General features: G+C 63.2%; 23 protein-coding genes. 13 read left to right on the top strand and 10 right to left on the bottom strand.

All coding sequences use genetic code 11. The features are described from left to right. Positions 1-52 precede the first annotated feature (52 nt). The 3 genes from LB557_RS12810 to LB557_RS12800 all read left to right on the top strand — a co-directional run bounded on the left by LB557_RS12810 (position 53) and on the right by LB557_RS12800 (position 1,760). On the top strand, positions 53-814 hold the full coding sequence (locus tag LB557_RS12810) for a Crp/Fnr family transcriptional regulator (protein WP_224643045.1): 762 nt from the start codon (positions 53-55) through the stop codon (positions 812-814). A gap of 120 nt (positions 815-934) precedes the next feature. Beyond that, positions 935-1,261, top strand: a complete 327-nt coding sequence (locus tag LB557_RS12805; RefSeq protein WP_015315401.1) for a YqjD family protein — start codon at positions 935-937, stop codon at positions 1,259-1,261. A 10-nt stretch (positions 1,262-1,271) separates the two neighbouring features. Next, positions 1,272-1,760, top strand: a complete 489-nt coding sequence (locus LB557_RS12800; RefSeq protein WP_140720109.1) for a hypothetical protein — start codon at positions 1,272-1,274, stop codon at positions 1,758-1,760. A 23-nt stretch (positions 1,761-1,783) separates the two neighbouring features. Here the strand turns inward: LB557_RS12800 and LB557_RS12795 are convergent, their stop codons facing one another. Beyond that, complete coding sequence (locus LB557_RS12795) at positions 1,784-3,316, bottom strand: sensor histidine kinase (protein WP_224643044.1); 1,533 nt, start codon at positions 3,314-3,316, stop codon at positions 1,784-1,786. Between the two features lie 145 nt (positions 3,317-3,461). Between LB557_RS12795 and LB557_RS12790 the strand changes: the two genes are divergently transcribed. Further along, entirely contained in the window at positions 3,462-3,662 is a 201-nt protein-coding gene (locus tag LB557_RS12790; protein WP_023774118.1) for a hypothetical protein, read from the top strand. Between the two features lie 29 nt (positions 3,663-3,691). On the opposite strand, the gene LB557_RS12785 is transcribed toward LB557_RS12790, so the two are convergent. Further along, positions 3,692-4,612 (bottom strand): diacylglycerol/lipid kinase family protein, encoded by a 921-nt coding sequence (locus LB557_RS12785; RefSeq protein ID WP_140616737.1) that lies wholly within the window; start codon positions 4,610-4,612, stop codon positions 3,692-3,694. Positions 4,613-4,898: 286 nt separating this feature from the next. On the opposite strand from LB557_RS12785, the gene LB557_RS12780 reads away from it, so the two are divergent. After that, positions 4,899-6,203 carry a PRC-barrel domain-containing protein gene (locus LB557_RS12780; protein WP_015315406.1) on the top strand — a complete coding sequence of 435 codons (1,305 nt, stop codon included), beginning with the start codon at positions 4,899-4,901 and terminating at the stop codon, positions 6,201-6,203. Between the two features lie 60 nt (positions 6,204-6,263). Here LB557_RS12780 and LB557_RS12775 read toward each other — a convergent pair whose 3' ends face one another. Next, on the bottom strand, positions 6,264-7,823 hold the full coding sequence (locus tag LB557_RS12775) for an alkaline phosphatase family protein (protein ID WP_224643043.1): 1,560 nt from the start codon (positions 7,821-7,823) through the stop codon (positions 6,264-6,266). A gap of 227 nt (positions 7,824-8,050) precedes the next feature. Here LB557_RS12775 and LB557_RS12770 point away from each other — a divergent pair, with 227 nt between their 5' ends. From LB557_RS12770 to LB557_RS12755, 4 genes are all read left to right on the top strand, one after another. After that, positions 8,051-8,983: a VOC family protein gene (locus tag LB557_RS12770; protein ID WP_015315408.1), complete on the top strand. Its 933-nt coding sequence runs from the start codon at positions 8,051-8,053 to the stop codon at positions 8,981-8,983. Between the two features lie 4 nt (positions 8,984-8,987). After that, positions 8,988-9,608: an alpha/beta hydrolase gene (locus tag LB557_RS12765; RefSeq protein WP_015315409.1), complete on the top strand. Its 621-nt coding sequence runs from the start codon at positions 8,988-8,990 to the stop codon at positions 9,606-9,608. Between the two features lie 2 nt (positions 9,609-9,610). Further along, the gene (locus LB557_RS12760) at positions 9,611-9,910 is read left to right on the top strand and encodes a GNAT family N-acetyltransferase (protein ID WP_015315410.1); all 300 of its coding nucleotides are present in this window, start codon (positions 9,611-9,613) and stop codon (positions 9,908-9,910) included. A gap of 147 nt (positions 9,911-10,057) precedes the next feature. Beyond that, positions 10,058-11,116: a dipeptidase gene (locus LB557_RS12755; RefSeq protein WP_140616741.1), complete on the top strand. Its 1,059-nt coding sequence runs from the start codon at positions 10,058-10,060 to the stop codon at positions 11,114-11,116. 6 nt (positions 11,117-11,122) lie between these two features. Here the strand turns inward: LB557_RS12755 and LB557_RS12750 are convergent, their stop codons facing one another. From LB557_RS12750 to LB557_RS12735, 4 genes are read right to left on the bottom strand one after another with little or no spacing between them, the layout of a single operon-like run. Continuing rightward, positions 11,123-11,383 (bottom strand): hypothetical protein, encoded by a 261-nt coding sequence (locus tag LB557_RS12750; RefSeq protein ID WP_015315412.1) that lies wholly within the window; start codon positions 11,381-11,383, stop codon positions 11,123-11,125. A 2-nt stretch (positions 11,384-11,385) separates the two neighbouring features. Beyond that, the gene (locus tag LB557_RS12745; RefSeq protein WP_224643046.1) at positions 11,386-12,618 is read right to left on the bottom strand and encodes an aminomethyltransferase family protein; all 1,233 of its coding nucleotides are present in this window, start codon (positions 12,616-12,618) and stop codon (positions 11,386-11,388) included. A gap of 43 nt (positions 12,619-12,661) precedes the next feature. After that, positions 12,662-14,227: a phytoene desaturase family protein gene (locus LB557_RS12740; protein WP_224643042.1), complete on the bottom strand. Its 1,566-nt coding sequence runs from the start codon at positions 14,225-14,227 to the stop codon at positions 12,662-12,664. Beyond that, entirely contained in the window at positions 14,214-15,833 is a 1,620-nt protein-coding gene (locus LB557_RS12735) for a phytoene desaturase family protein (RefSeq protein ID WP_224643041.1), read from the bottom strand. Before LB557_RS12735 ends, LB557_RS12740 begins: the two co-directional genes overlap by 14 nt. Before the next feature lie 343 nt (positions 15,834-16,176). Here LB557_RS12735 and betI point away from each other — a divergent pair, with 343 nt between their 5' ends. Genes betI through LB557_RS12720 form a run of 3 tightly spaced genes read left to right on the top strand, consistent with a single transcriptional unit; the run spans position 16,177 to position 19,323 of the window. Beyond that, positions 16,177-16,890 (top strand): transcriptional regulator BetI, encoded by a 714-nt coding sequence (gene betI / locus LB557_RS12730; RefSeq protein ID WP_411970546.1) that lies wholly within the window; start codon positions 16,177-16,179, stop codon positions 16,888-16,890. A gap of 43 nt (positions 16,891-16,933) precedes the next feature. After that, entirely contained in the window at positions 16,934-18,016 is a 1,083-nt protein-coding gene (locus LB557_RS12725) for an ABC transporter substrate-binding protein (protein ID WP_140616746.1), read from the top strand. Continuing rightward, positions 18,013-19,323 (top strand): flavin monoamine oxidase family protein, encoded by a 1,311-nt coding sequence (locus LB557_RS12720; protein WP_224643039.1) that lies wholly within the window; start codon positions 18,013-18,015, stop codon positions 19,321-19,323. The genes LB557_RS12725 and LB557_RS12720 overlap by 4 nt, the downstream gene beginning before the upstream one ends. Here LB557_RS12720 and LB557_RS12715 read toward each other — a convergent pair. The 3 genes from LB557_RS12715 to LB557_RS12705 are packed head-to-tail and all read right to left on the bottom strand — an operon-like array spanning position 19,287 to position 22,148. Beyond that, complete coding sequence (locus LB557_RS12715; protein WP_041163306.1) at positions 19,287-20,360, bottom strand: ABC transporter ATP-binding protein; 1,074 nt, start codon at positions 20,358-20,360, stop codon at positions 19,287-19,289. The genes LB557_RS12720 and LB557_RS12715 overlap by 37 nt on opposite strands. Before the next feature lie 52 nt (positions 20,361-20,412). Then, positions 20,413-21,234 (bottom strand): ABC transporter permease, encoded by an 822-nt coding sequence (locus LB557_RS12710; protein ID WP_140616749.1) that lies wholly within the window; start codon positions 21,232-21,234, stop codon positions 20,413-20,415. After that, a complete protein-coding gene (locus LB557_RS12705) occupies positions 21,231-22,148 on the bottom strand; it encodes an ABC transporter permease (protein ID WP_140712737.1) in 918 nt (305 codons plus the stop codon). Before LB557_RS12705 ends, LB557_RS12710 begins: the two co-directional genes overlap by 4 nt. 268 nt (positions 22,149-22,416) lie before the next feature. Here LB557_RS12705 and LB557_RS12700 point away from each other — a divergent pair, with 268 nt between their 5' ends. Next, positions 22,417-23,835, top strand: a complete 1,419-nt coding sequence (locus LB557_RS12700; RefSeq protein WP_140874882.1) for an aminotransferase — start codon at positions 22,417-22,419, stop codon at positions 23,833-23,835. The last annotated feature ends 103 nt before the right edge of the window (positions 23,836-23,938 follow it).

The following is a 23,938-nucleotide window of genomic DNA, read 5'->3' as shown; positions in this document are numbered from 1 at the left end:
GGCAACGCGCTAAAACAGACCTGCTCACGGCAGGCATTCGCAAGGGGCCGAAATGCCGAGCCAGACCGGGCGCTCTTCCTCAAGCCGTCAATACCCCTGCGAGCAATGCCCGTTGCGGGCCCTGCCGGTGTTCCGGGAGTTCGAGAAGCCGGAGCTGGCCTTCATCAGCAAGTTCAAGAAGGGAGAACTCGCGGTCGACAAGGGTGCCACGGTTCTCGTGGAAGGAAGCCACAGCGCGCATCTCTACACGGTGCTGTCCGGCTGGGCGTTCCGCTACAAGCTGCTGCAGGACGGCCGCCGGCAGATCCTCAATTACCTCATGCCCGGCGATCTCATCGGTCTGCAAGGCAGCGTCATGGGGGAAATGCAGCATTCCGTCGAGGCGCTGTCGCCAATGCTGCTTTGCGTGTTCGAACGCGACAATCTGCTCGAGATCTACCGCAACCATCCGGGCCTCGCCTACGACATCACCTGGATCGCTTCGCGTGAAGAGCGTATGCTGGACGAGAACCTGCTCAGTGTCGGCCGCCGCAGCGCAATCGAACGCGCCGCCTATCTTGTCGCCTTCATCGCCAGCCGCGCCAAGGTCGTGGGCCTGAACGGCACGCAGTCCATCCAGATACCGATCACGCAGCAGCACATCGCCGATACGCTTGGCTTGTCGTTGGTTCACACCAACAAGACAATCCGCAAGCTGATGGACCGTCAGCTGATCGTCTGGCGCGACGGCGGTTGCGGTGTCGTCGACATTGAAGGTCTGAAACAGCTCGCCGGCTGGGAGGGGCTGTCCGAGGGCCGCCGGCCGCTGATCTGACCGACACCTTGCCGGGGCGGATCGGGTGCGCGTGACCGGGTTTTCGGGTAGTTTGTCCCGACATCGGAACCTTGAGACGCAAGGCGCGTTTGAAATCGAGCAATCACAAGGAGTTAAGCAATGGCCACCGTCGCAGGGAAGACAGCCAACGAAGCGCGGACGAATCCGGATCTGGAAGCCGACATCAGGCAGCTGAAGGCCGATATCGACAAGCTCACCAAACAATTGGCCAAGACCGGTGAACACGGCTACGGCACGGCGCGGCGCGCGGCGGCCGAAGGCGTCGAACAGTTGCGCGCCCAAGGGGAGGCCGCCTTCGACAGCTTGCGCGGTAATGCCAGGGATATCGAGGCGCAGATGGTGGCAAGCGTACGCGAAAAGCCGGTGACGTCGCTGGCTATCGCCGCGGGCGTCGGCTTCCTGTTCGCGCTGCTCACGCGTCGCTAGTTCCGCCGAGATGGGACTGCTGGCATCGTTGCTCTCGGGTTTCGCCTCGGGCGAAACCGTGGCCGCCATACGTCGAGCACGGACGGCGGCCATCGTCTATATGCTTGCCGCGCTGGCGGTGTTTTGCGGTATCGGCTTCCTGGTCGGCGCGGCCTATATCTGGGCATCGGCCCGCTATGGATCGCTGGCGGCGGCGATTGGTTTCGGTGTCGGCTTTCTGGTCATCGCAGGCCTTGTTCTTTTGACCCATCGGCTGATGTCGGGCACGCGGATGCGCCGCGAGGCTAGGCGGCGCAAGACCGACATGAAAGCGATCGGCATTACGGCCGCGCTCGCTGTGCTTCCGGCATTGCTCAAAGGTGGGCTCAAAGGTGGGCTCAAGGGAAAAGGTGGGCTCGGGGTTATTCTTGGTCCGGCCGTGGCACTCGCGGCCTATGCCATCTACCGCGAGAATGTGAAGTCCGACACCGACCACCACCCGGATGCCGGCGAGGGGTAGTCGCGCCGGCGGCCATGCTCACGTCATCTCGACAGATCTTCCAGCGGCATCGATATTTCGGCGAAGACCCCATCGCGCCGGAATTCATGGGTTACTTCGCTCGAAATGACCTTGGCCAGGCTGCGCCGGATGAGGATCGAGCCGAAGCCTTGCCGCTCGGGCGGCGCGACTTCAGGACCGCCGCTTTCGCGCCAGGTGAACACCAAGCGCCTGTCACCATTCTTGCCTTGCGCTTTCCAGTCGAGATCAACCTTGCCTGACGCAACCGACAGTGACCCATACTGCAGCGCGTTGCTGGCCAATTCGTGCAAGATCAGCCCGAGGCCGACGGCCTGATCGGGCGACAGCAGCAGATCGGCGCCCGAGATTGCCAGCCGCGGCTGGGCGGCGTTGTCGAAAGGCCTGATCTCGATCTGGACGAGTTCGCGGATGCCGATACCGCGCCACTCGCGGTCGGACAGCAGACCATGGGCGATACCCAGGGCCTGAAGCCGCGCGCTGAAGGCTTCGAGGAATTCGCTCGGCTGGCGGGCATGGCGCACGGTCTGTGTCGCCAGCGCCTGGACCGTCGCCAGCGTGTTCTTGACCCGGTGGTTGAGTTCACGCAGCAGGAGCCGTTGCCGTTCGTCACCGAGCTTGCGTTCCGAAATGTCGTAGTTGACGCCGAAAATCAGCGTCGGCTTGCCTTCGCTATCGCGCTCGATGACACGGCCGCGCGTGGCCACCCATCGCGGTGGATGGAAGCCATTCACCCGGTATTCGCCAAAATAGTCGTCACTGCCGGTCAAGGCATCACGAAAGCTGGTTTCGGTCTGGTGGACGTCGCGGGGATCGATGGCTGTCAGAACGTCGCGGGCCCGCAACCTTGTCGAGCGCGGCAGGTTGAACAATTCCGGCAATCGGACGTCGCAGTCGATGACGTCGGTGCGGACGTCCCAGGCCCAACTTGCCAGCGAAGCAGCATCGAGGGCGACGGCGCGCCGCTTTTCCTCGCGCGCGAGCGCGGCTTCGGCGACAGCGCCGGTGCGGGTCGCGTGCTTCAGGGTGAATAGGCTGCCGGCGAGGCCGGCGAGCGTTTTCAACTGGTCGAGCCTGGAGCGGGACGGGTGGGCACCCGGCTTGCGGTGCATGACGCAAAGGGTTCCGATCCGCGCTCCCGCGACAATGATCGGGACGCCGGCATAGAAGCGCACATGATGCTTGCCGGTCACCAGCGGATTGGCATGGAAACGCTGGTCGGCTGCTGCGTCCGTCACCACCATCGGCTCATCGCCAGCGGCGATGGCGTGCGCACAGAAGGAGATGGCTGTCGTAATCTGTGTTTCTTCCATGCCAGAACAGGATTTGAACCATTGCCGATCGAGGTCGACAAGTGTGACCAGCGCGATCGGCGCGCGCATCACGGCGGCGGCAAAGCCGCCGATGCGGTCGAAATCCGGGTCGGGCGCCGTATCAAGCATCTCAAGCCAGTGCAACACGGCCAGCCGGTGCTCGTCCTGCACGGCGCGCGCAACCTCGGCCGGCAGATCGGCTGCTGTTTCCACCCTGCTATTCAAACCAAGTTCCCGTGGCTTGCCTTGATGTCCTCACCGTCGCCGGCCCGGGACAGCCCTGCAGCCGGAACCATCCTTGCGAGGGACCGTTACCCGAGCGTGATTTGCCGATCGCGTCAGCCGACGCGAAACCAGACGAGGACCCGCCATGGCCAGGAACATTCCCGAAAACAAAGCGCGTCAGGGGCGGTGGGGCTGGCATGGGTTCCGAATCCTGATCGCCGGACTGCTCCTGGTGCTCGTCGCCTGGGGCGTCGCCGAGATCTACGGCGTGTTGATCAAGGCGCCGAACAGCGACGAGCAACATGTCCCCACGCCGCCGAGCACCAGTCCGGCGCCCTCCGGCTGAAGTCAGTCCCTTGATGACTTCACACAGCATCAGGCGGCCTTCACCTGGGCGACGCTGGCCGGCACCAGCACATTGAGCGCTCCAGGTTTGATTTCGATCGTCGTCTCACGATCGAGCCTGACCAGTTCGCCGTCCATGACGGCGCGGAATTTCCTGCCGCCGGAATGGATTTTGAGGGTCACCCTGTCGGCCTGGTGGATTTCGACATGTTCGTTGTCACGCCACTTGCCGCGCGCCACGTTGAACAAAAACTTGACCAGTTCGGCGCGCTGCTGCGCTACCGTGACGTAAATGCCGAGCACGCCACCGGCCGGATTGTCGGCATAGGGCAGGTGACCTTCGCCGAAGAGATTGTTGGTCACGCCGAGGCCGGATATGCGGGCAGTCATCTCCGCTTCACCGATGCCGAGCGTGACCTTCATTGCCGGCGGGTTCTTGATCGTTGCCCACGCTGCCTTGGCGGAAGCGCCGATCTTGCCCAGGCGTGAGCCGAATTCCATGCCCTGGCGCAGCTGCACCATCTTGGCATGCATGCCGATCGAGAACTGATGAACGAAAGGCTGGCCATTGGCCGTAGCCATGTCGACTGCGATGATTTCGCCGTCGGCAAAGGATTTCAGCGCCGCATCGAGCGACTGCGGAATACCAAGGCCGCGCGCAAACAGGTTCATGGTGCCGGCCGGCAATATGGCGAGCGCCTTTTTCCTGCCCATCAGCCTGGCGGCCGCGGCCGAGATGGTGCCGTCACCGCCTCCGGCGAGCACGACATCGACGGTGCGGCGCGACGCAGCGCTGTCGAGGGTGTCCACGACGTCCTTGCCGGCAACGATGTCGATGCTGAGAGAGTGGCCCGCCGATTCCAGCGTCTGACGCATCCGGTCCGAAAAGGCGGCGAGATCGGTGGTGCGCAAGGTGCCGCCGTCCCGGTTCAGCACCGCTGCGAATTTCATGCCCCGCTCCGCTGCTCACTTCAAACCGGCCGGGGTACCCCAGCCGACGGCTGAAACGCGTCAAACCGGGAATAGTTCCGGCAGGGCGGAAACTCCGGCCAGACCCAGGTTTTCGGCAATGGGCAGTCAGATCCGCTTCTTGGGTTTTGGCTTCGGCCATCGCGGTTTTTGTCGGAACAACAGCATGGTCACGACGTTGTGAACCTGCAGAGATGTCGCGTCCGATCCCCAGCGAGGGATTCAACCGGGCGCGGCATGACGAAATCAGGCACGAGGAGAGACTATCATGATCCGCACCCTTTTAGCGACGACCGCCCTTGCGACAATGGTTGCAACCGGCGCCTTCGCGCAGAGCGCTGCAACCCCAGCCCCCGCGAACCAGCCCGCCGCCCAGGAGCCGGCCGCGACGGCGCCGGTACCGCGCGCTGAAGGCAGCATCGTCACCAACATCATCGGCGAAACCGTCTACAATGGCACTGGCGACAATGCCGAGAATATCGGCAAGGTCACTGACGTGGTCTTCGACAAGGACGGCATGGCGAAATCCGTCGTCATCGGCGTCGGCGGTTTCCTTGGCGTGGGAACCAAGAATGTCGCCTTCGACTACGACAAGCTGCAATGGGCCGAGAAGAACGGCGATCGCTGGCTGGTGGCGCAGACCACCAAGGACGAACTGAAGGCGCATCCGGAGTTCGACAGCAAGGCTTACGCGCCGGCCCCGGCCGCAGCAACGACCGCACAAGCGCCGGCCACATCGACCGACACCGCACAGCAGTCCACGAACGCCGAGCCGGTCAAACAGGCTGATGGCAACCTGGCCACAAACATCATCGGTGAAAATGTCTACAACGGCACCGGCGATGACGCCCAGAAGATCGGCGATGTGAACGACATCGTGCTGACCAAGGAAGGCAAGGCGCAGTCGCTGATTATTGGCGTCGGCGGGTTCCTGGGCATGGGCGAAAAGAACGTGGCTTATGATTTCGCCAAGGCGCAGTGGGCACAGAAGAACGGCGACCGCTGGCTGGTGGCGCAGACCACCAAGGAAGAGCTGCAGGCGCAGCCGGATTTCAACCGCAAGGCCTATGATCCGGCGCCGGCAACGACGGCATCCAATGAACCGGCGCCAACCGCGCCCGCAGCGGCGCCGTCCGCCGCGACAGCTCCCGCCGCCGCTCCGGCGGACAAGACCGCGGCGGCGCCGGCTGACGCCACGGCTCCTGACCAGACACAGACCGCGGCCATCGACAAGTCCAAGCTTACCGAGATGCCGGTTGGAGAGATCAGGGGCGACGACCTGAAGGGCACGACGGTCTATGGCGCCAACGACGCCAAGGTCGGTGAGATCGGCGATGTGGTGCTGACCCCCGACAAGAAACCCGACGCCGTGATCGTCGATGTCGGCGGCTTCCTCGGCATTGGCGAGAAGGAGGTCGCGGTCGGCATGGATAATTTGAAGTTCATGACCGACAAGAACGGTAAGAAATATCTTTATACGACCTTCACCAAGGAGCAGCTCGAGAAGCAAGCGGCTTACGACAAGGGCTCCTACGCCCAGAAGCGCGACGAGCAGCGTCTGATCGTCCGGTAGAATACTTCGACAGACAAGGATACTTCGATAGGGAAGGATACAGGGCGGTAGGGTAATCCCCTACCGCCCTGCTTGCGACGTGGAATATCCAGCCACTCCGTTTTCCGTCAGTTCCAAGAGGGCAAGCGACTGGTCGAGATGTTCGGCCCGCCAGGCGAGCAGCCTTTCGGCGAATTCCAGCCGGGTGGAACGATGTGCTGGGCTGCCGGCGAGGTTCTTCAATTCGCCAGGGTCGTCCTCCATATCGAAAAGCAGCGGCGGCAGGCCGCCGCCAAAATGCACGTACTTGAATTTCTTCGTGCGGATGACAGCGAGGTTGCACTGGCGCGAGGTGATGCCGAAGTGCCGTTCGGCTTCACCGCCGGCGATCGAGCGAAAGTCGAACTCCCAGTGCGCGGCGTCGCGCCAAATGGCGGGCGTTCCACCGCTCAGGAAGGGTTTCAGCGAGCATCCGTCAAGGTGCGGTTCGGGAGCCACGCCGAGCAGGTCGATGAGCGTAGGCAAAATGTCCACCGCTTCGGTGAAGCGATCGACAGCGCTGCCGGCAGCCTTGCGGTGGCGTGGATCGCGGATGATCAGCGGGATATGGTAGCTGCCGTCGAAATAGCCGCCCTTGCCCAGCATGAAGTGGTCGCCCATCATTTCGGCATGGTCGGAGGTGAGCACGATGATGGTGTTGTCCCACGCGGCTTCGGTCTTCAGCGCTTGCCACAGGCGGCCGAGCTGCGCGTCCACCTCCGAGATCATGCCGTAATAGATCGCTCGGATGCGGCGGAAATCATCCTCGCTCCAGTCGTGCACTTTCCCCGTGGCGCCGGGGCGGAACTTCGCTCGTTTTTGGCGATCGAGATCATAGGCGACGTAGGGGTGGCCCTGAGATTCGGCACGCCAACTTTCCGCGCGGTGAAAAGCGGGGCCGTCCGCGGGATCGTATTGAATGTTGTACGGTTCCGGTACGATGAAGGGCGGATGCGGGCTGATAAAGGAAAGATGCGCAAACCACTGCGTGGCCTCGTCCTGCTCGCCCAGCCAGCGGATGAACTCGCCGGCAAGGAAGGCCGTCGGCGTCTGGTCCCTGGAGTAGACGGGTGGCGCTTCGGTCACCGCACCGTCGACCTCGCCCACCGGACGATGAATGTCAGGACTTCCAGCGCCGGCATCGATGCCTTGCTGCTTCAGCCAGGACAGCCACTGCTTCTGATGTTCGGGCAGCAATTGGCGCGCCGTGAAGCCGGGCAGAACACCCTCATAGCTGTGCAACCGCGGATCGGCCGGTGCAAGCTGGCGCGGATCGAGCGACACATCGGTATAGCCGAACAAGGTCGGATCGTAACCGACGCTGCGCGCGGCGAGCGCAATATTGCCATGGCGGGCGTCGAGCGGCGTGCCGTTGCGGCAGACACGATTGTTCATCTGATAGAGGCCGGTGTAGAGGCAGGCACGGGCCGGTGAGCAAGGCGCCGCGCCGCCGTAATGGCGCTTGAAAAGCACGCCGTCGGCGGCCAGCGCATCGGCATTCGGCGTCTTCACCTGGGGATGGCCGACAGCCGACAGGCAATCGCCGCGCCACTGGTCGCAAGTGATGAGAAGGACATTTGGCCGCCTGCCTTTTCCAGTCACTTGCGCTTACCCCTCTCCAGCACGTTCGAATGCGCACATGGAACCGATTCCATCCACCGCGCAAGACCAGGGCTGTTTGCTAAACGGTGAACAAGGATCTTTCGATTGTTCACTTTTAAGGCACAGTCCATCCTGTGTTTGCCGCCTTTGCCATACTCGCTCGTATCCTCATATTGGCGTGGAGAGCGGCGAGGGCCGCACAAACACCAAGGGAAGGAGCAGAGACCATGCTCGACCAAATCAAGGGCCTGCATCACGTCACCTCGATGGCCAGGGATGCACGGCAGAACAATGATTTCTTCACCCACAAGCTCGGCCTGCGCCGGGTCAAAAAGACCGTCAATTTCGACGCGCCCGACGTCTACCATCTCTATTATGGCGATGAGGCCGGCACACCCGGTTCGGTGATGACCTATTTCCCGTTTCCCAACATCGGCAAGGGCCGTCCTGGCGTCGGCGAAGTCGGCACCACGGTCTATTCCGTGCCGGAAGGCACGCTCGCCTCTTGGGAAAAACGCTTCATCGACGAAGGCGTAACCAATGTCGCCCGCGAGGAAAGCTTTGGCGAGAAGCGGCTCGCATTTGCCGGTCCGGATGGCGATGGCTTTGCACTGGTCGAGGACAAGACCGACGGCAGAGCGCCGTGGGTGAAGGGCGGTATTGCCGCGGACGAGGCGATCCGCGGCTTTCACTCGGTTTCGCTGAGGCTGAAGGATGGCGGCGCCACCGAGGAGCTGTTGAAGTTCATGGGTTACGAGGAGGTCGACAAGTCAGGCAATGTCAGGCGGCTCGCCGTCAAGAACGGCAATGGCGCCGATTTCGTCGATATCGAAACGCTGCCGACCGCACCCTTCGCCGATCTCGGCGCCGGCTCCGTTCATCATGTCGCCTTCGCCGTCGAGAATCGCGCCAAGCAGCTCGAAGTGCGCAAGGCGCTGATGGATACGGGCTATGGGGTGACGCCGGTGATCGACCGCGATTATTTCTGGGCGATCTATTTCCGCACGCCGGGCGGCGTGCTGTTCGAAGTCGCCACCAATGAGCCGGGTTTCGACAAGGACGAGGACACCGCCCATCTCGGCGAGGCGCTGAAGCTGCCGACGCAGCATCAGCATCTGCGGCCGTATCTCGAACAGCATCTGCAGAAGCTGGAGGGTTGAGACGATGAGCAAGGACGCTTACGCCCACAAGGTGCTGCCTGGTTCGCCGGGTGGTCCGCTGCTTTTCGTCTTCCATGGCACAGGCGGCGACGAGAGCCAGCTTGTCTCGCTGGGGCGCGATCTCGCGCACCAGGCCACCATCGTCTCGCCGCGCGGCGATGTGTCGGAGCAAGGTGCCGCGCGCTTCTTCCGCCGCACCGGCGAGGGCGTCTATGACATGGACGACCTGGCGCGGGCCACGGCCAAGATGGCGGGCTTTGTCCAGGCCCATGTCGAGGCGGCGAAGCCATCGGCCGTGCTCGGCCTCGGCTATTCCAATGGCGCCAACGTCCTGGCTTCGCTGGTGTTCGAAACCCCTGACCTGTTCGACGCCACAGTGCTGATGCATCCGCTGATCCCGTTCGAGCCGCAGGTGAAGGGCAGCCTTGCCGGTCGTCACATCCTGGTGACTGCCGGCAGGCGCGATCCGATCTGCCCGCCGAACCTGACGGCGCGGCTCGAAGCCTATTTGCGCGCCGACGGAGCCGATGTCACAGTGGAGTGGCACGAAGGCGGGCACGAGGTGCGGCCAAACGAAATCGAAGCGGCGCGGCGGCTTTTCGCCACCATCGCCCAAGGAGTGTAGAGATGCCCGATCAATTGCCAGAGATCGAACTTGAAGATCGCGGCTCCAAGGGTCGCTACGTCCTGCGCGGTGCAGGCGGTGCCGAGGCGGAGATGACCTTCACCAAGATCGGCGAGCACCAGCTGATCATCGATCACACCGAAGTGCCGGACGCCTTTCGCGGCCAGGGCGCCGGGCTTCGGCTCGTCACCCGCGCCGTCGAGGACGCGCGGGCAGCAGGCAAGAAGATCATCCCGCTCTGCCCGTTCGCCAACGCCCAGTTCCGCCGTCACCCGGAATGGGCGGATGTGCTGAAGCAGTAGGTTCCGCAAGCACAAAGCGGATGTGTAGGAACAGAGCTAAACGGGCGGCCATTGCCGTCCTGTTGGCTTTGTAATTTGCCCCGGCGGCACATCTTGCCTAGATATGATATATCGCCCTGCCGACAAACAGACCGAATGATCCCCCATATGACCGAAACAGACCTCGTCCCCGTCTTTGACGGCCACAACGACACGCTGCTGCGTTTGCACCAGGCGAAAGACGCGGACGTCGAGAAGCTGTTCATCGAAGGGAAATCGGGCGGCCATATCGACTTGCCGCGCGCCAGGGCCGGCGGATTCGCCGGCGGCATGTTCGCCATCTTCCCGCCGCCGGTCGAGAAAGCGCGGCGCAGCGCCGTGCCTTCGGCGCCGAGCGACAGCGAACCGCTGCCGCCCGAGGTGCCGCGCGCCGATGCGCTCAACTCGACGATCGCGATGGCGTCCATCCTGTTCCGGCTGGAGCGTGCCGGTGCATTGGCGATCTGCCGCAGCGCCGGCGATGTGCGCAATGCCATGGCGCAAGGCACGATTGCCGCGGTGTTCCACATCGAAGGCGTCGAGGCGATCGATCCCGAACTCACCATGCTCGACGTGCTGCATGCCGCGGGCCTGCGCTCGCTCGGCATCGTCTGGAGCCGGCCCAATGCGTTCGGTCACGGCGTGCCGTTCCGCTTTCCGTCCTCGCCGGATACCGGTCCGGGCCTGACCGATGCCGGCAAGGCGCTGGTCAAGGCCTGCAATGAACTGAGGATCATGATCGATCTCTCGCATCTCAACGAGAAGGGTTTTCGCGACGTCGCAGCGCTTAGCGATGCGCCGCTGGTCGCCACCCATTCCAACGTGCATGCGATCTGCGGCCATTCGCGCAACCTCACCGACTGGCAGCTCGGCGCGATCCGCGACTCCGGCGGCATGGTCGGGTTGAACTTCGCCACCGGCTTCCTGCGCGAGGACGGCCGCATGAATGCCGATACCAGCCTCGACATCATGGTGCGCCATATCGATTCCCTGCTGCAGGCTTTGGGCGAGGATGGCGTCGGTCTCGGTTCGGATTTCGACGGCGCCATGATCCCGGCCGTCATCGGCGACGTCGCCGGTCTGCCGAAACTCATCGATGCGCTGGCGGCGCGCGGTTTTGGCCGGGCGCTGATCGAAAAGATTGCCTACCGCAACTGGCTAAGCATGCTGGAAAGAACGATAGGTTAGGACGCCTTATTCGAAGCCCATGCGCTTCAGCCAGTCCTTGCCGACGCCGCGATCGCGAATGATCGGCAGCGGGTTTTCCGCATCGAGCCGAGCGCAAATGCGATAGACCTCCAGCGTCTCGGCGCTCATCTCGCCGCGCTTGTAGAAGAACATGGCGGCGGCATAGCGCGTGCGGCCAGACCATTTCTCGCCGAGCGGCGTGTTGACCAGCTCCCACTGTTCGGCGGCTTCACCTTCTTCCTGCTGCTTGCCCGCTTCCTCGGTCATGGTCAGAAATCCGCCGGCGGATTGGCGGTACGCCGGTCGAGCTTGATGAAGGGGCGCGCCACCACCTTGGCCCGTTTCATCAGCTTCTGGTACTGCAGCTCGCGCATGGCGTAGATCTCGACCCAGAGATCTTCCACGACAGTATCACCATAGGGCCGCGCCAGCGAGGCGATGGCGATGTTGCGCTTGGCCATCGGCGACCACATGGCGGCGCTGACCAGGCCGACCTCCTGGCTCTTTCTGTGATAGACGATCGCGTGTTCGGCCGGGATGTTGCCTTCGATCTCCAGTCCGACGAGGACATGCCGAAGCTTGCTTTTGGCGCGGGCCTCGAGGATGGCGCGGCGGCCATTGAAATGGCCCTTCTCCAGATCGATCATGAAGCCGAGCCCGATCTCGTCGGGCATGCGCGGGCGGTCGGCGCGGATGGCATGTTCGGCTGTGGTGAAATCGGCATTGGCGACGATCAGCCCAGCCTCGAGACGGGCACGGTTGAGGGCGGTGTAGCCGATCGCCCTAATGCCGCGCAGTTCCCCAGCTGTCATCAGCCGGTCCCACAGGCTCAGCGCCTTTTCGGCCGGAACGAACAGTTCGTAACCGAGATCGCCGGTAAAGCCGGTGCGTGAAATTATGGCCGTGCCGCCGTCGTGCGGGAATTCGGCAAGGTCGAATATTTTCAGCCTCTCGACACCGGCAAAACCGGCGTCGCGCAGCACAGCGAAGGATGTGGGCCCCTGCAAGGCGAGCCCGGCGACGGCCTCGGTCTCTTCCTCGACGAGGACGTCGAAACCAAGGGCGCTGTCCAGCAGCCACGGCAGATGCCGCTCCTGCGAACACAGCCGGAAGCGGGTCGGCGAAAGTCGGAACAGCGTCCCGTCGTCCAGCACAAAACCCTCGTCGTCACACCAAGCGGTGTAATGAACGCGGCCGGTCCTGAGCTTGGTGACGTCGCGCAAGGTGACGCGGTCGAGGAAGGTCTGGGCATCCGGTCCTTCGATCCGGTATTTGGTCATCGGCGAGATGTCGAAGAGTGCTGCCTGGCTGCGGATGGCGAAATATTCGAGCTCCTCGTCCCAAAGCGAATGCGGCGCGCGGTAACCGGCCCAATTGTACCAGTCCTGGGTCTTGGCCAGCGCATCGATGCGCGGCTGGAACGGCGTGCCGAGGCGCAGCGTGCGGAAGTGAGATTGGGCTGCGATGCGGGCTGTCAACGGAATGGAGGCTTGATGGGTCATGATGGCGCCATGGAGTGCAGCGTCGGCCAGTTGAGACATCAAGTCACCCCTTCATCGCAATGACGCGCCGCGCGGCATTCAATCCTGGCGCACCGGAAACTCCGCCACCAGGATGCGAACCCGCGCCGGCCAGGAACAGCCCGTCGAGCGGCGTGTCGTAGCCCGACCAGCCGGACACGGGACGCGAGATCAGCATCTGATCGGCCTGCAATTCACCGTGGTGCCAATGGCCGCCCGGCATGCGGTAGCGCTTCTCGATGTCCGCAGGGGTGAGCAGTTCGGCATGAATCACCGTCTTGCCGATGCCAGGCGCATAGGCTTCCAACTGGGCCATGATTGCCTCGAGGAATTTCGGCTTGCCGGCATCCCAGCTCTCTTTCAACCGATAGGGCGCGTATTGCACCACGGCGGACAGCACGCAGGCGCCGTCGGGCGCGAGCGACGGATCGGCGAGACTGGGCAGCGTGATTTCCATCACCGGCTCGGGCGAGAACTCGCCATATTTGGATGGATTGAAGGCACGTTCGACGTGGTCGGGAGAGGACGCGATCACCAGTCGGCCCTTATGGCCGGCGGCGTCGACACCGGCAAACCGCGGCGGCCGGTCGAGCGCCAGATGGAGCTTGGCGGCATCGCCCCTCATGCGGATGTTTTTCACTTTGCGCACGAAGCCGGTGTCGATCTCGCGCGGTCCGACGAGGTCGAGGAAGGTGGTCGTCGGATTGATGGCCGAGACGATCGTTCGGGCGCGAAGCTCCTCGCCATTGTCGAGGGCAACGCCGACGGCGCGGTCCTTCTCGACAATGATCCTGGCGACGGGCACCGATGCGCGGATCGTGACGCCAGCCTTTTCGGCAGCTGCGCGGATGGCGGCGACCACCGCGCCCATGCCGCCCTTTGGCAGCAATTGCGCTCCGGCAGCACCGCCGCTCTCTCCGGCCAGACGATAATAGAGGCCGAGCAGCGAGGTCGGCGAGCGCGGGCCGAGATGGCTGCCGAGCGTGGCGTCGAAGGCGAGCAGCCCCTTCAGCCTGATATCGGCGAGCTGTTCGTCAAGCAGGTCGGCAACATTCATCAAAAGCACGCGCAGGAAGTCGCGCATGTCTTCCTTGCCAAGTTTCTTCAGCGCCACCGCGGTCTGGCCGAGCGAAGCGGCCTCCAGCAGCGACATGCCGCCAAGATCGGGCGGCCGGCGCGACAGGAAGGGCTTCAGGATGCCGGCATAGCGCAGCAGTTGTGCGCGCAATTCCTTCCAGGCGGACTGTTCCGACGAACTGGCGCCGGTCAGCACCTCGCCATAAGCGCCATGCAGGACAAGCGGCGGTCCATCTTTCGACAATGCGACCGACGGCAGGAAGTCGGCGCGGGCGATCTGCAGCCCGTGCTTTTCCAGCTCCAGCGTTTTCACCACATCGGGATGCAGCCGGTTCAACACATGCGCGATGGACGAAGCGCGAAAACCGGGCGCAAATTCCTCGGTCCGCGCGGCGCCGCCGGGTTCGGCTCCTGCTTCCAGCACCAGCACCTTGCGGCCGGCCTTCGCCAGCGTGGCGCCAGCGACAAGCCCGTTGTGGCCGCCGCCGATGACGATGGCATCAAATGACGTCATGGGCGGGGCTCATATGCGAGGTGGATTTTGCGAGATCGCGCAGGATTTCGGCGGCTGCGTTGCGGCCGGGCGCACCCATGACGCCGCCGCCGGGATGGGTTGAGGAGCCGCACATATAGAGGCCGCCGACCGGCGACCGATACTGCGCGTAACCGGGCACCGGGCGGTTGAACAGCAGCTGGTCGAAGGTCAGCTCGCCCTGAAAGATGTTGCCTTCGGTGAGGCCGACCTCGGCCTCGATCTCGCGTGGCGTGCGCACCTCCATATGGACGATGCGGTCGCGGAACCCGGGTGAATAGTCCGATATCTGCGCAATCACGCTTTCAGCAAAACCGTCACGATCGACGTCCGTCCACTCGCGACCAGCGATCTTGGGCGGAGCGTACTGCACGAAGCAGCTCATGAAATGCTTCCCTGGCGGCGCCATGGTCGGGTCGAGCGTCGTCGGGATGACCATGTCGAGGAACGGATCGGCGGACCAGCGGCCGGCCTTCCAGTCGTCATAGGCGCGCTCCATGCGCTCCATCGAGTCGGTGAAATGCATGTCGCCGCGATAGACCGGCGAATCCTTCGGCAGCGCCGGGAATTCCGGCAGCGAATCGAGTGCTATGTTGACCTTTCCGGAGGATCCGCGAATCTTGAAGTTCTTCACCCGGCGCAGGAAGATGTCGGGCAGTTCCTTCTCCTCGACCAGCTTCAGGAAGGTGCGCTTCACGTCGGCATTGGAGACGACCAGCTTGCCGTAAACCTCCTCGCCGCCGGCCAGCACGACGCCCCTGGCCTTGCCACGGCTCACCAGCACATGGTCGACCTCGGCGCCGGTGCGTATGGTTCCACCCGAGGCCTTGAACGAGGCGCCCAGCGCCTTGGTCACGGCGCCCATGCCGCCGCGCGCATAGCCCCAGGCGCCGACCGATCCGTCGACCTCGCCCATATAGTGGTGCAGCAGCACGTAAGCGGTGCCAGGCGACATCGGCCCGAGTGCCGTGCCGATGATGCCGGACAGGGCGAAGTTCGCCTTGATGACGTCGGTCTCGAAATATTCGTCGAGGAACTCCGAGATCGACATGGTCCAGAAGCGCAGCGTCAGCGCCATTTCCTCGGCGGAGAGACCCGCGAATTTCTTGCCGAGATAGAGCAGTTCGCCGAGGTCGCGCGGGCGCAGACTGGTGGGATCCGGCGCGGTGCGCATCAACAGCGGCTGGATGAAGCGGCACTGCCGCGTCACGTCGCGGGCGTAGCGGTCATAGGCCTCGGCGTCCCTTTTGGAGAAACGAGCGAATTCCCGCCGGTGCGCGTCGTGGTCGCGATAGTTGGCGAGGTAATCTCCATCCCGGGTGAACACCGCGCCGCCCTCATAGGAGATGACTTGCAGGCCGAAGCGGGGGAGCTCCAGATCGCGCATGATCTCGGGTCGGAACAGCGAGCAGACGTAGGAGCAGTTGGAGTAGAGGAAGCCCGGCGTCAGTTCCCTGCTTGTGGCGGCGCCTCCGACCCAGTCGTTCTTCTCCGCAACCAGCACGTCGAGGCCGGCGCGCTGCAGGTAACAGGCGTTGACCAGGCCGTTGTGTCCGCCGCCGATGATGATCGCATCCCAAGCTTTCATTGTGGCCCAGTGCTCATCTGCGTCCCGCTCTTCATTTCTGCGTGATCTGTCCCCTAATGCGTGGAATTTGGCACGGCACCAGCCATTGTGTCCAGCCATTCTGAATGAATGTTCAACAAACGATGTTGCGTTTTTCCGGACATGAGTTACGCTTTGCCGACGTTCGAACCCAGTAATCCGTCTATTGGGAACCGAGGCTGATGATTTGAATGGCAGACGCCACCCCGGAATATGACGAGGCCGCCATCATGAGCTGGGAGGCCATGCAGAAGGTGCTTGACAGTGCGAGCACCGTCCCACTCATCTTCGCGGTTGGAAGCCGGATGCAAAGGGATAGCCGGCGATGCTGGAGACCATCACACGCATGAAAACGGCAGACGCCAGGGACGCGCTTCTTGAACCGGCGCGGAAAGCCGAATCCGAGAAGCGCGGGCGCAAGGCCTCGAAGGAGGTCAGGCAGCTTCAGCTCATCGAGGCGACGATCGATTCGCTCGCCAAGCGCGGCTATTCGGAAACGACGATGGCCGATGTCGCCGACGGCGCCGGCCTGTCGCGCGGCATTGTCAATTTCCATTTCGAGAGCAAGGAAAAGCTGCTCGTCGCGACGCTGCAATATATGTACGACGAGTATTCCGCGCACTGGCGCAATGCCTTGCAAAAGGCAGGAGACGACCCCGCGCGGCAACTCCAAGTCCTCGTCGCGGCCGATTTCGACCGCTCCATCTGCAACAAGCGCAAGCTTGCCGCATGGTGCGCCTTCTGGGGAGAGGCCAAGTCGCGGCCGACCTACCAGGCGCTGAGCAGCGCGCGGGATGCCGTTTACCAGAATATATTCATCGACCTGTGCGCGGCTCTGAAACAGAGCGGCGACTACGCCTATGAGCCGCAGGTCATGGCGCTGGCGCTCAGCGCCATGCTGGAAGGCTTGTGGCTGCGGTTGATGATGGGAACCGAGGACACCACGCGCGAGACCGCCTTGCAGGCGGCCAATGAATTCCTGTCGGCGGCTTTTCCGAAACACTACCCGCTGAAGGCCGCCGGCCCAACGAGATCATAAGAAAAGACGAAACCATAAGAAAACCGCAGAGGATGGAACGGCAATGAAGACACTGACAAGACGCCTGACGCTGACGCTCGCGCTGGCGGGAACACTGGCGGCTTCGGCTGCGGCGCTGGCGATCGCGGCCGACAAGGATCTGATCGTGTTCGACTGGTCAGGCTATGAGGATCCGAGCTTCCACCCGAAATATGTCGAGAAGAACGGCGATTCGCCGACCTTTGCCTTCTTCGGCGACGAGGACGAGGCGTTCGAAAAGGTCCGTTCCGGCTTCAAGGCCGACCTTGGCCATCCCTGCTCGCAGAGCGTGACGAAGTGGCGCGAGGCGGGCCTGCTGCAACCGCTCGATACCTCGAAGATCACGGGCTGGAAAGACCTCAATCCCGGCATCATGGCGATGAAAAATCTCGCCACGACCGAGGACGGGAAAGCCTGGTTCATGCCTTGGGACTGGGGCAACACGCAGCTCACCTACAACTCCTCCAAGATCGACGAGAAGGACGTGCAGTCGCTGAAGGCGTTCGCCGATCCGAAGTTCAAGGGCCGGGTTTCGATCGGCGACAATGTCGACGATGCCTATGCGCTGGCGAGCCTCGCCATCGGCCTGAAGGACTGGACCAAGATGACCGACGACCAGTTCAAGCAGGCTTCCGACTTCCTGCGCCAGGTGCACAAGAACGTGCGCTCCTACTGGACTGATACCACCGACGTCGTCCAGCTTCTGAGCGGTGGCGAAGTCGATCTCGCCTGGGCCTGGAACGATGCGACCGTACAGTCGGTCGCTGCCGGCGTGCCGATCAAGTCTAAGAAGGACACGGCGGAAGGCATCTCGACCTGGGTGTGCGGCTACGTGCTGTTCAAGGATGCGCCCGGCAATACCGACAAGGCTTATGACTATCTCAACGCGGTCAACGATCCGGAGACCGCCAAGGTGCTGGTCAAGGACTGGGGCTACGGCCAGGCCAACGCCAAGGGCATGGCCGGCGTCGATCAGGCCATCCTGAAGGAAAAGGGCTATGACGACGTGCAGAAATTCGTCGACAAGACGCTGTTCCAGCAGCCGCTCCCGTCAGATCTCAAGCTCAAGATGATCGCCGAGTTCGAGAAGATCAAGGCTGGCTATTGAACGACAAGACAGAAAGAACCGACGTCGTCATCGTCGGCGCCGGCTTCACCGGGCTGTCGGCGGCGCTCGAGCTGAAGAGGGCCGGCGTCGGCTTCCTGCTGCTCGAGGCACGCGACCGCGTCGGTGGGCGGGTCGAGGCTATGTGGAACGGGCTTGGCGAGCGCATCGACAGCGGCGGCCAGTTCCTGTGCGAGGACATGCCGCAGCTGATGGAACTGGCCCAGGCTCGCGGCAAGACCTTCGTCGAGACTTATGTCGAGGGCGATTTCATCACTTGCCCGTCAATGTCGGTCGGCCGGGCCGAACGGACCTATCACGCCTCGATGGCGATCCGCGAACGCATGAACAGCATCGAGCCCAACGATCCCGCCATTGCGGGATTGACCGTTGCCGAGTGGCTGGAGCGGCAGGATGACGTGGGCGAGGTCAAGGCGGCCTTCCGGTCGATGATCGAGGGCCTGTGGTGCCTGGCATTGGAGAGGGTGCCGCTCTGGTATCTGATCGACAATGACCGGCGTATCACCAATGAGGTGCCGGAGCTGCAATATTCCCTACGCGAGACCATGCAGTCGTTGGCCGATGATCTGGCGGAGGACCTCGGCGGCCGGGTGAGGCTCGGTGAACCTGTCACCCGCATCGAATACGGTCCGCCAGGGGTTCGTGTCGTCTCGAGCAATAGCGTGATCGAAGCGCGAGAAGTTCTGGTCGCCGTGCCGCCGGCGACAGCCGCGAAGCTCGATTTTACGCCCGCCTTGCCGGCAGCCCTGGAAGCGGCGCTCGGCGCCTGGGAAAGCGGCGCGGTGATCAAGGTCCTGGTGCGCTATCCCAAGCCGTTCTGGCGCGAGCGGGATTTGAGCGGGATGGTGATGTGGCGCGATCTGCCGGGGCTGTTTGCCTGCGACGCCAGCAGGGATCCCGATCATGCGGCGCTTGTCGTCTTCGTTGGCGGACCGCTGGCGCTGCGCTGGCACGAACTCGGCGAGTCGGATCTGCGGACGCAGGTGACGACGGAGCTTGTGGAGGCGCTCGGTCCGGAGGCGGCGGATGTTCTCGATTTCAACCGCCGTGACTGGACGCATGATCGCTGGAGCGGCGGTGCCTATAGCGACCTGATCGTCGATGTGTCGGCGAGGGGTGCCGAGGCCACCGTTCTTGCCGGCGCACCGCCGGTGCATTTCGCGTCGTCGGAATTGGCGCCGTCATTCCCGGGCTATGTCGAGGGCGCGATCGTGGCCGGGCGTATCGCGGCGCGCAGGATCATCGCCGGAGTTCAGTCGGCCATCGCGACCAACGCTTCCGGATCATAGGCGAGGCGGATCGAGGTGCCGACTGGAATGTCATCGGCGCCGAAATCGTTGGTCTCGGTCACCGAGAGCGGCTTCTCCAGGCCAGGGATTTCGACGATCAGATGGGTGATCTCGCCGAAATAGTGGCGTTCCACCACCTTGCCGGCGACCTCGAACTTGGCTGTCGCGTTGTCCCACAGCACGCGCAGGCGCTCCGGTCGGATGCCGAGCGTCGCGCCGCCGCCATTGCGCACGAAAGCCTTCGGCTTGTCGGTCTTGATACGGCCGAAACCCAGCGTGTCGACGATCAGCGAGGCGCCGTTCTCCTCGACGATCTCGGCCTTGACGAAATTCATGCCGCCAAGGAAGTCGGCGACCTGGCGGTTTACCGGGCGCTGGTAGATTTCCTTCGGGGAGGCGACCTGCGCGATCTTGCCGCCGAACATCACGGCGATGCGATCGGACATTGCGAGCGCTTCATACTGATCGTGGGTGACCAGGACGAAGGTAATGCCGACGGCCTGCTGCAGGCGGCGCAGTTCGACCTGCATCTGCTCGCGCAGCTTCTTGTCGAGCGCCGACAGCGGCTCGTCGAGCAAAAGCACCTTAGGTCGCATCACCAGGGCGCGGGCGAGCGCGACGCGCTGCCGCTGGCCGCCGGAAAGCTCCGTGGCAAGCCGCTTGCCGAGGCCGGTGAGCGAGACCTGCGCCAGCGCCTCCTCGACCCGGCGCTTCTCTTCGTCACCCTGCAGCTTCAACCGCTTCAGCCCGTAGGCGACGTTCTGCTCGACATTGAGGTGCGGGAAGATCGCGTAGCTCTGGAACACCATGTTGGTCGGCCGGCGGTTAGCCGGTATGCCTTCCATGGGCTGGCCGCCAACCGCGATCGAACCGCTGGTCGGATTGTCGAAGCCGGCGATCATGCGCAAAAGCGTGGTCTTGCCGCAGCCCGACGGGCCGAGCAGCGAGAAGAACTCGCCTTCCCTGATGGTCAGGGAGGCGTCGTCCAGCGCCTTGAACGCCCCATAGCTGCGGGTGACATTGCGGATCTCGATCATCGATCTTTCGGATTGGATCCTGTCCGCGTGAGGGCGCTCGATCCGCGGCTGCTCAGGCATAGAGGCCTCCCTCGTTCTGGGTGCGTCTGGCCGCGCGGCGACGCAGGATTTCAGCAATTGTCATCAACAGGAAAGAGGCAACCAAAAGCAGCGTGCCCAGCGCCAGCACGCCGGGCAGTTTCGAGGCGAAACGCAACTGGCCCCAGATGTAGATCGGCAGCGTCGCCTCGGTGCCGGTGAGGAAGAAGGCGATGATGAATTCGTCCAGCGAGATGGTGAAGCAGACCAGAAGGCTGGAAATGATCGCCGGCGCCACCATCGGCAGCGTTACACGCCGGAAAGTGCCGAAGGCGCTTTCGCCGAGATCGGCGGAGGCTTCCTCGAGGCTGCGGTCGAAACCCTCGAAGCCGGAAGTCAGCACCGTCATCGAATAGGGAATGCAGACCAGGACGTGGCCGAGCACGACAGTGAACAGCGAAAGACCGAGGCCCAACTGCAGCATCACCAGCAGCATCGAGATGGCGACGATCACTTCGGGCAGCACAAGCGGGGCCATGATCAGACCGTTGATGGCGCGGCGGCCGGGATAGCGGTAGCGGGTGATCGAGCGGGCGGCGAGGATGCCGAGTACGGTGGAGAGGATGGCTGCCGAGACGCCGACGATCAGGCTGTTCCAGGCGGCATCGAGCAGCGCCGGCGTGCGCGGCAGGTCTTCGTACCATTGCAGGGTGAAGCCGGTCAGCGGGAATTTCGGCGTCGCCGCCGTGTTGACCGAGAAGATCGGCAGGAAGATGACGGGCAGATAGAGGAAGACGATATAGAGGAACGCATAGGCCGACAGCCAGCCGCCCGGCAGGAAGCGCCGCGCCTTCATCGCGCCATCCTTTGCAAGCCGCGGATGATCAGCACCGTGCCGCCGGCCATCAGAGAGACGATCAGCATGGTGGTGACGGAAAGTGCGGCACCGAGCGGCCAGTTGGCGGCTTTGCCGAACTGCGCTTGGATGGCATTGGCGATCATGACGCCATCCTTGCCGCCGACGAGCTTTGGCGTGACATAGTCGCCGACAGTCGGGATCATGACGATCAGCGCCGCGGAAATGATGCCTGGCGCCGACAGCGGCAAGGTCACGCGCAGGAACGACCGGAAGGGTCCATCGCCAAGGTCGGTGGCCGCTTCGACCAGCGTGCGGTCGACCTTCTCCAGGGACACGAAAATCGGCAGGATGGCGAAGGCCGCCCAGGCATGGGTGAGCGTGATGATGACGGCGCTCGAATTGTAGAGCAGGGCGGTCGACGGTTCGTCGATGATGCCCAGACCCATCAGGCCGGAATTCAAGACGCCGTTATAGCCCAGGATGACCTTCCACGACATCACGCGCAAGAGATAGCTGGTCCAGAACGGGATGGTTATGAGGAACAGCCACAGGCTCTTGTGACGGCCGCCATGGAAGGAAATGAAATAGGCGATCGGGTAGGCGAGGACGACGGTGAACAGGCTGACCGTCAGCGAGATGTAGAGCGAGCGCCACAACAGATCGCGGTAGATCGGCTCGGTCAGTGCGACGCGATAGTTTTCCAGCGTGAAGGTGCGGTCGATGGTCAGGTAGTGCTGCGTCCAGAAGGAATGGGCGATGACCACCAGGATCGGCAGGACCAGAAGGATGAGAGCGTAGAGAAAGGTCGGGCTGATCAGGGCAAAGCCTTGTACAGGCTCGGATTGCAGAAGGGCATTTCGTCTGGCCCGCGTCAGGCCCAACGGGGGCGACCCTTCCGCAGCCACCGTCATTGCCAGACTCCGGGGGGACTGGCTCCGGGTGTGATCTCGATTGCTGGCCTGGACTGTCCCGCCATACGGCATCCCATTGGGCTGGCGCCGGCTATTGTTCCCCTTGCCGGCTTTCTTTCATCATGCGCGCATCCGCGGATTGAAATCAAGCGCTAATTCTGCAATATTGATTGAACGGACATTCAAAATCATGCGAGCGGGGCGGCGATTTCGGCCGTGGCGGACCGGATTGATGCCCGGAAAATTCGGGGATGATGTGGAGGCGATAATGGCGGCTGTGAGGGATCTGAAGGCACGCGAAACGGCTGGTTCTGGCGGCGACGATGCGGTCGAGCTGGCCAGGCGTCATCTCATCCAGCCCTGGCCCTACGCCGGCTCCGTCGGTTCGGAGGCGCGCGCGCTGATCGGCGAGGGCGATGGCATCTACATTACCGACAGCACCGGCAAGCGGCTGATCGACGGCCCGGCCGGCATGTGGTGCGTCAATGTCGGGCATCGTCGCGAGGAACTCGCCAAGGTGATGTACGACCAGGCGATGGCGCTGTCCTACAACACGCCCTGGTACACGATGAACGCGCCGTCGGCGGAGCTTGCCAAGCGCATCGCCGGCCATGCCCCAGGCGACCTCAGCCACGTCTTCTACACCACGGGCGGTTCCTCGGCGGTCGAGACGGCGCTGCGCTTCATGCAGTTTTACAACAATGTGCGCGGCCGGCCGGAAAAGAAGCTGATCCTAAGCCGTGGCGGCGCCTATCATGGCTCAACCTATCTCTCGGCCTCGCTCAACGGCCGCCCGCGCGACCGCGACTGGATGGATGGCGCCGACGAACTGGTGGTCAAGCTCGCCTCCCCCGACCCGTTCCGCCGGCCGAAAGGCATGAGCATCGCCGCCTTCACCGATTTCCTTGTCGACCAGTTCCGCGACACGGTCGCGCGTGTCGGCGCCGACAGAATAGGCGCGTTCGTCGGCGAACCCATACAGGCGTCCGGTGGCGTCATCATTCCGCCGGACGGCTACCTCAGGCGCATCCGCGAGATCTGCCGCGCCAAGGATATTCTTTATATCTCCGACGAGGTGGTGACGGGCTTCGGACGTCTGGGCCATGTCTTTGCCTCGGGCGACGTGTTCGGCATCGACCCCGACATGATCACTTTCGCGAAGGGCGTCACCTCGGGTTATTTCCCGCTTGGCGGCGTCATCATCTCGGAGCGGCTGCTGGAGGAATTACGCCGTTCCAACCATCCCGACGCGATGTTCGGCCATGGCCTGACCTACACCAGCCATCCGGTCGGCTGTGCCGTGGCCTTGAAGAATCTCGACCTGCTGGAAGAGAGCGTGCTTGCTCACACGCAGGCGGTCGCGCCCTATTTCCAGGCGCAATTGAAGACGCTGGAAGAGCTGCCGCTGGTCGGCGAAGTGCGCGGCGTCGGGCTGATGGGCTGTGTCGAATGCGTCGCCGATCGCGAAAGCAAGGATCCGCTGCAGCTCGACAAGGATGTCGGCAAACGCATCGACGCCCACTGCCACGAGCTTGGCCTGCTGGTGCGGCCGCTGATCAACATGTGCGTTATGTCGCCGCCGCTCGTCATCACGCGCGAGCAGATCGACGACATGGTCGGCATCCTGCGCGAGGGTATTTCACGCACGATGGAAGATCTCAGGAAAGAGGGTGTGTGGCAGGGGTGAGTTTCTCCTTCTCCCCGTTTTTACGGGGAGAAGGTGCTCGAAGGCGGATGAGGAGCAGCGCTGACGGGGAGAGGGGCGCTGTCATCGGCGGCTTCGCCAATCA

Origin of the sequence: Mesorhizobium sp. BR115XR7A, assembly GCF_020165315.1 — a bacterium.
Lineage (GTDB): Bacteria > Pseudomonadota > Alphaproteobacteria > Rhizobiales > Rhizobiaceae > Mesorhizobium > Mesorhizobium australicum.
Note: the sequence above shows the minus strand (reverse complement) of the source record. Positions and strands in the feature narration are given on the sequence as shown.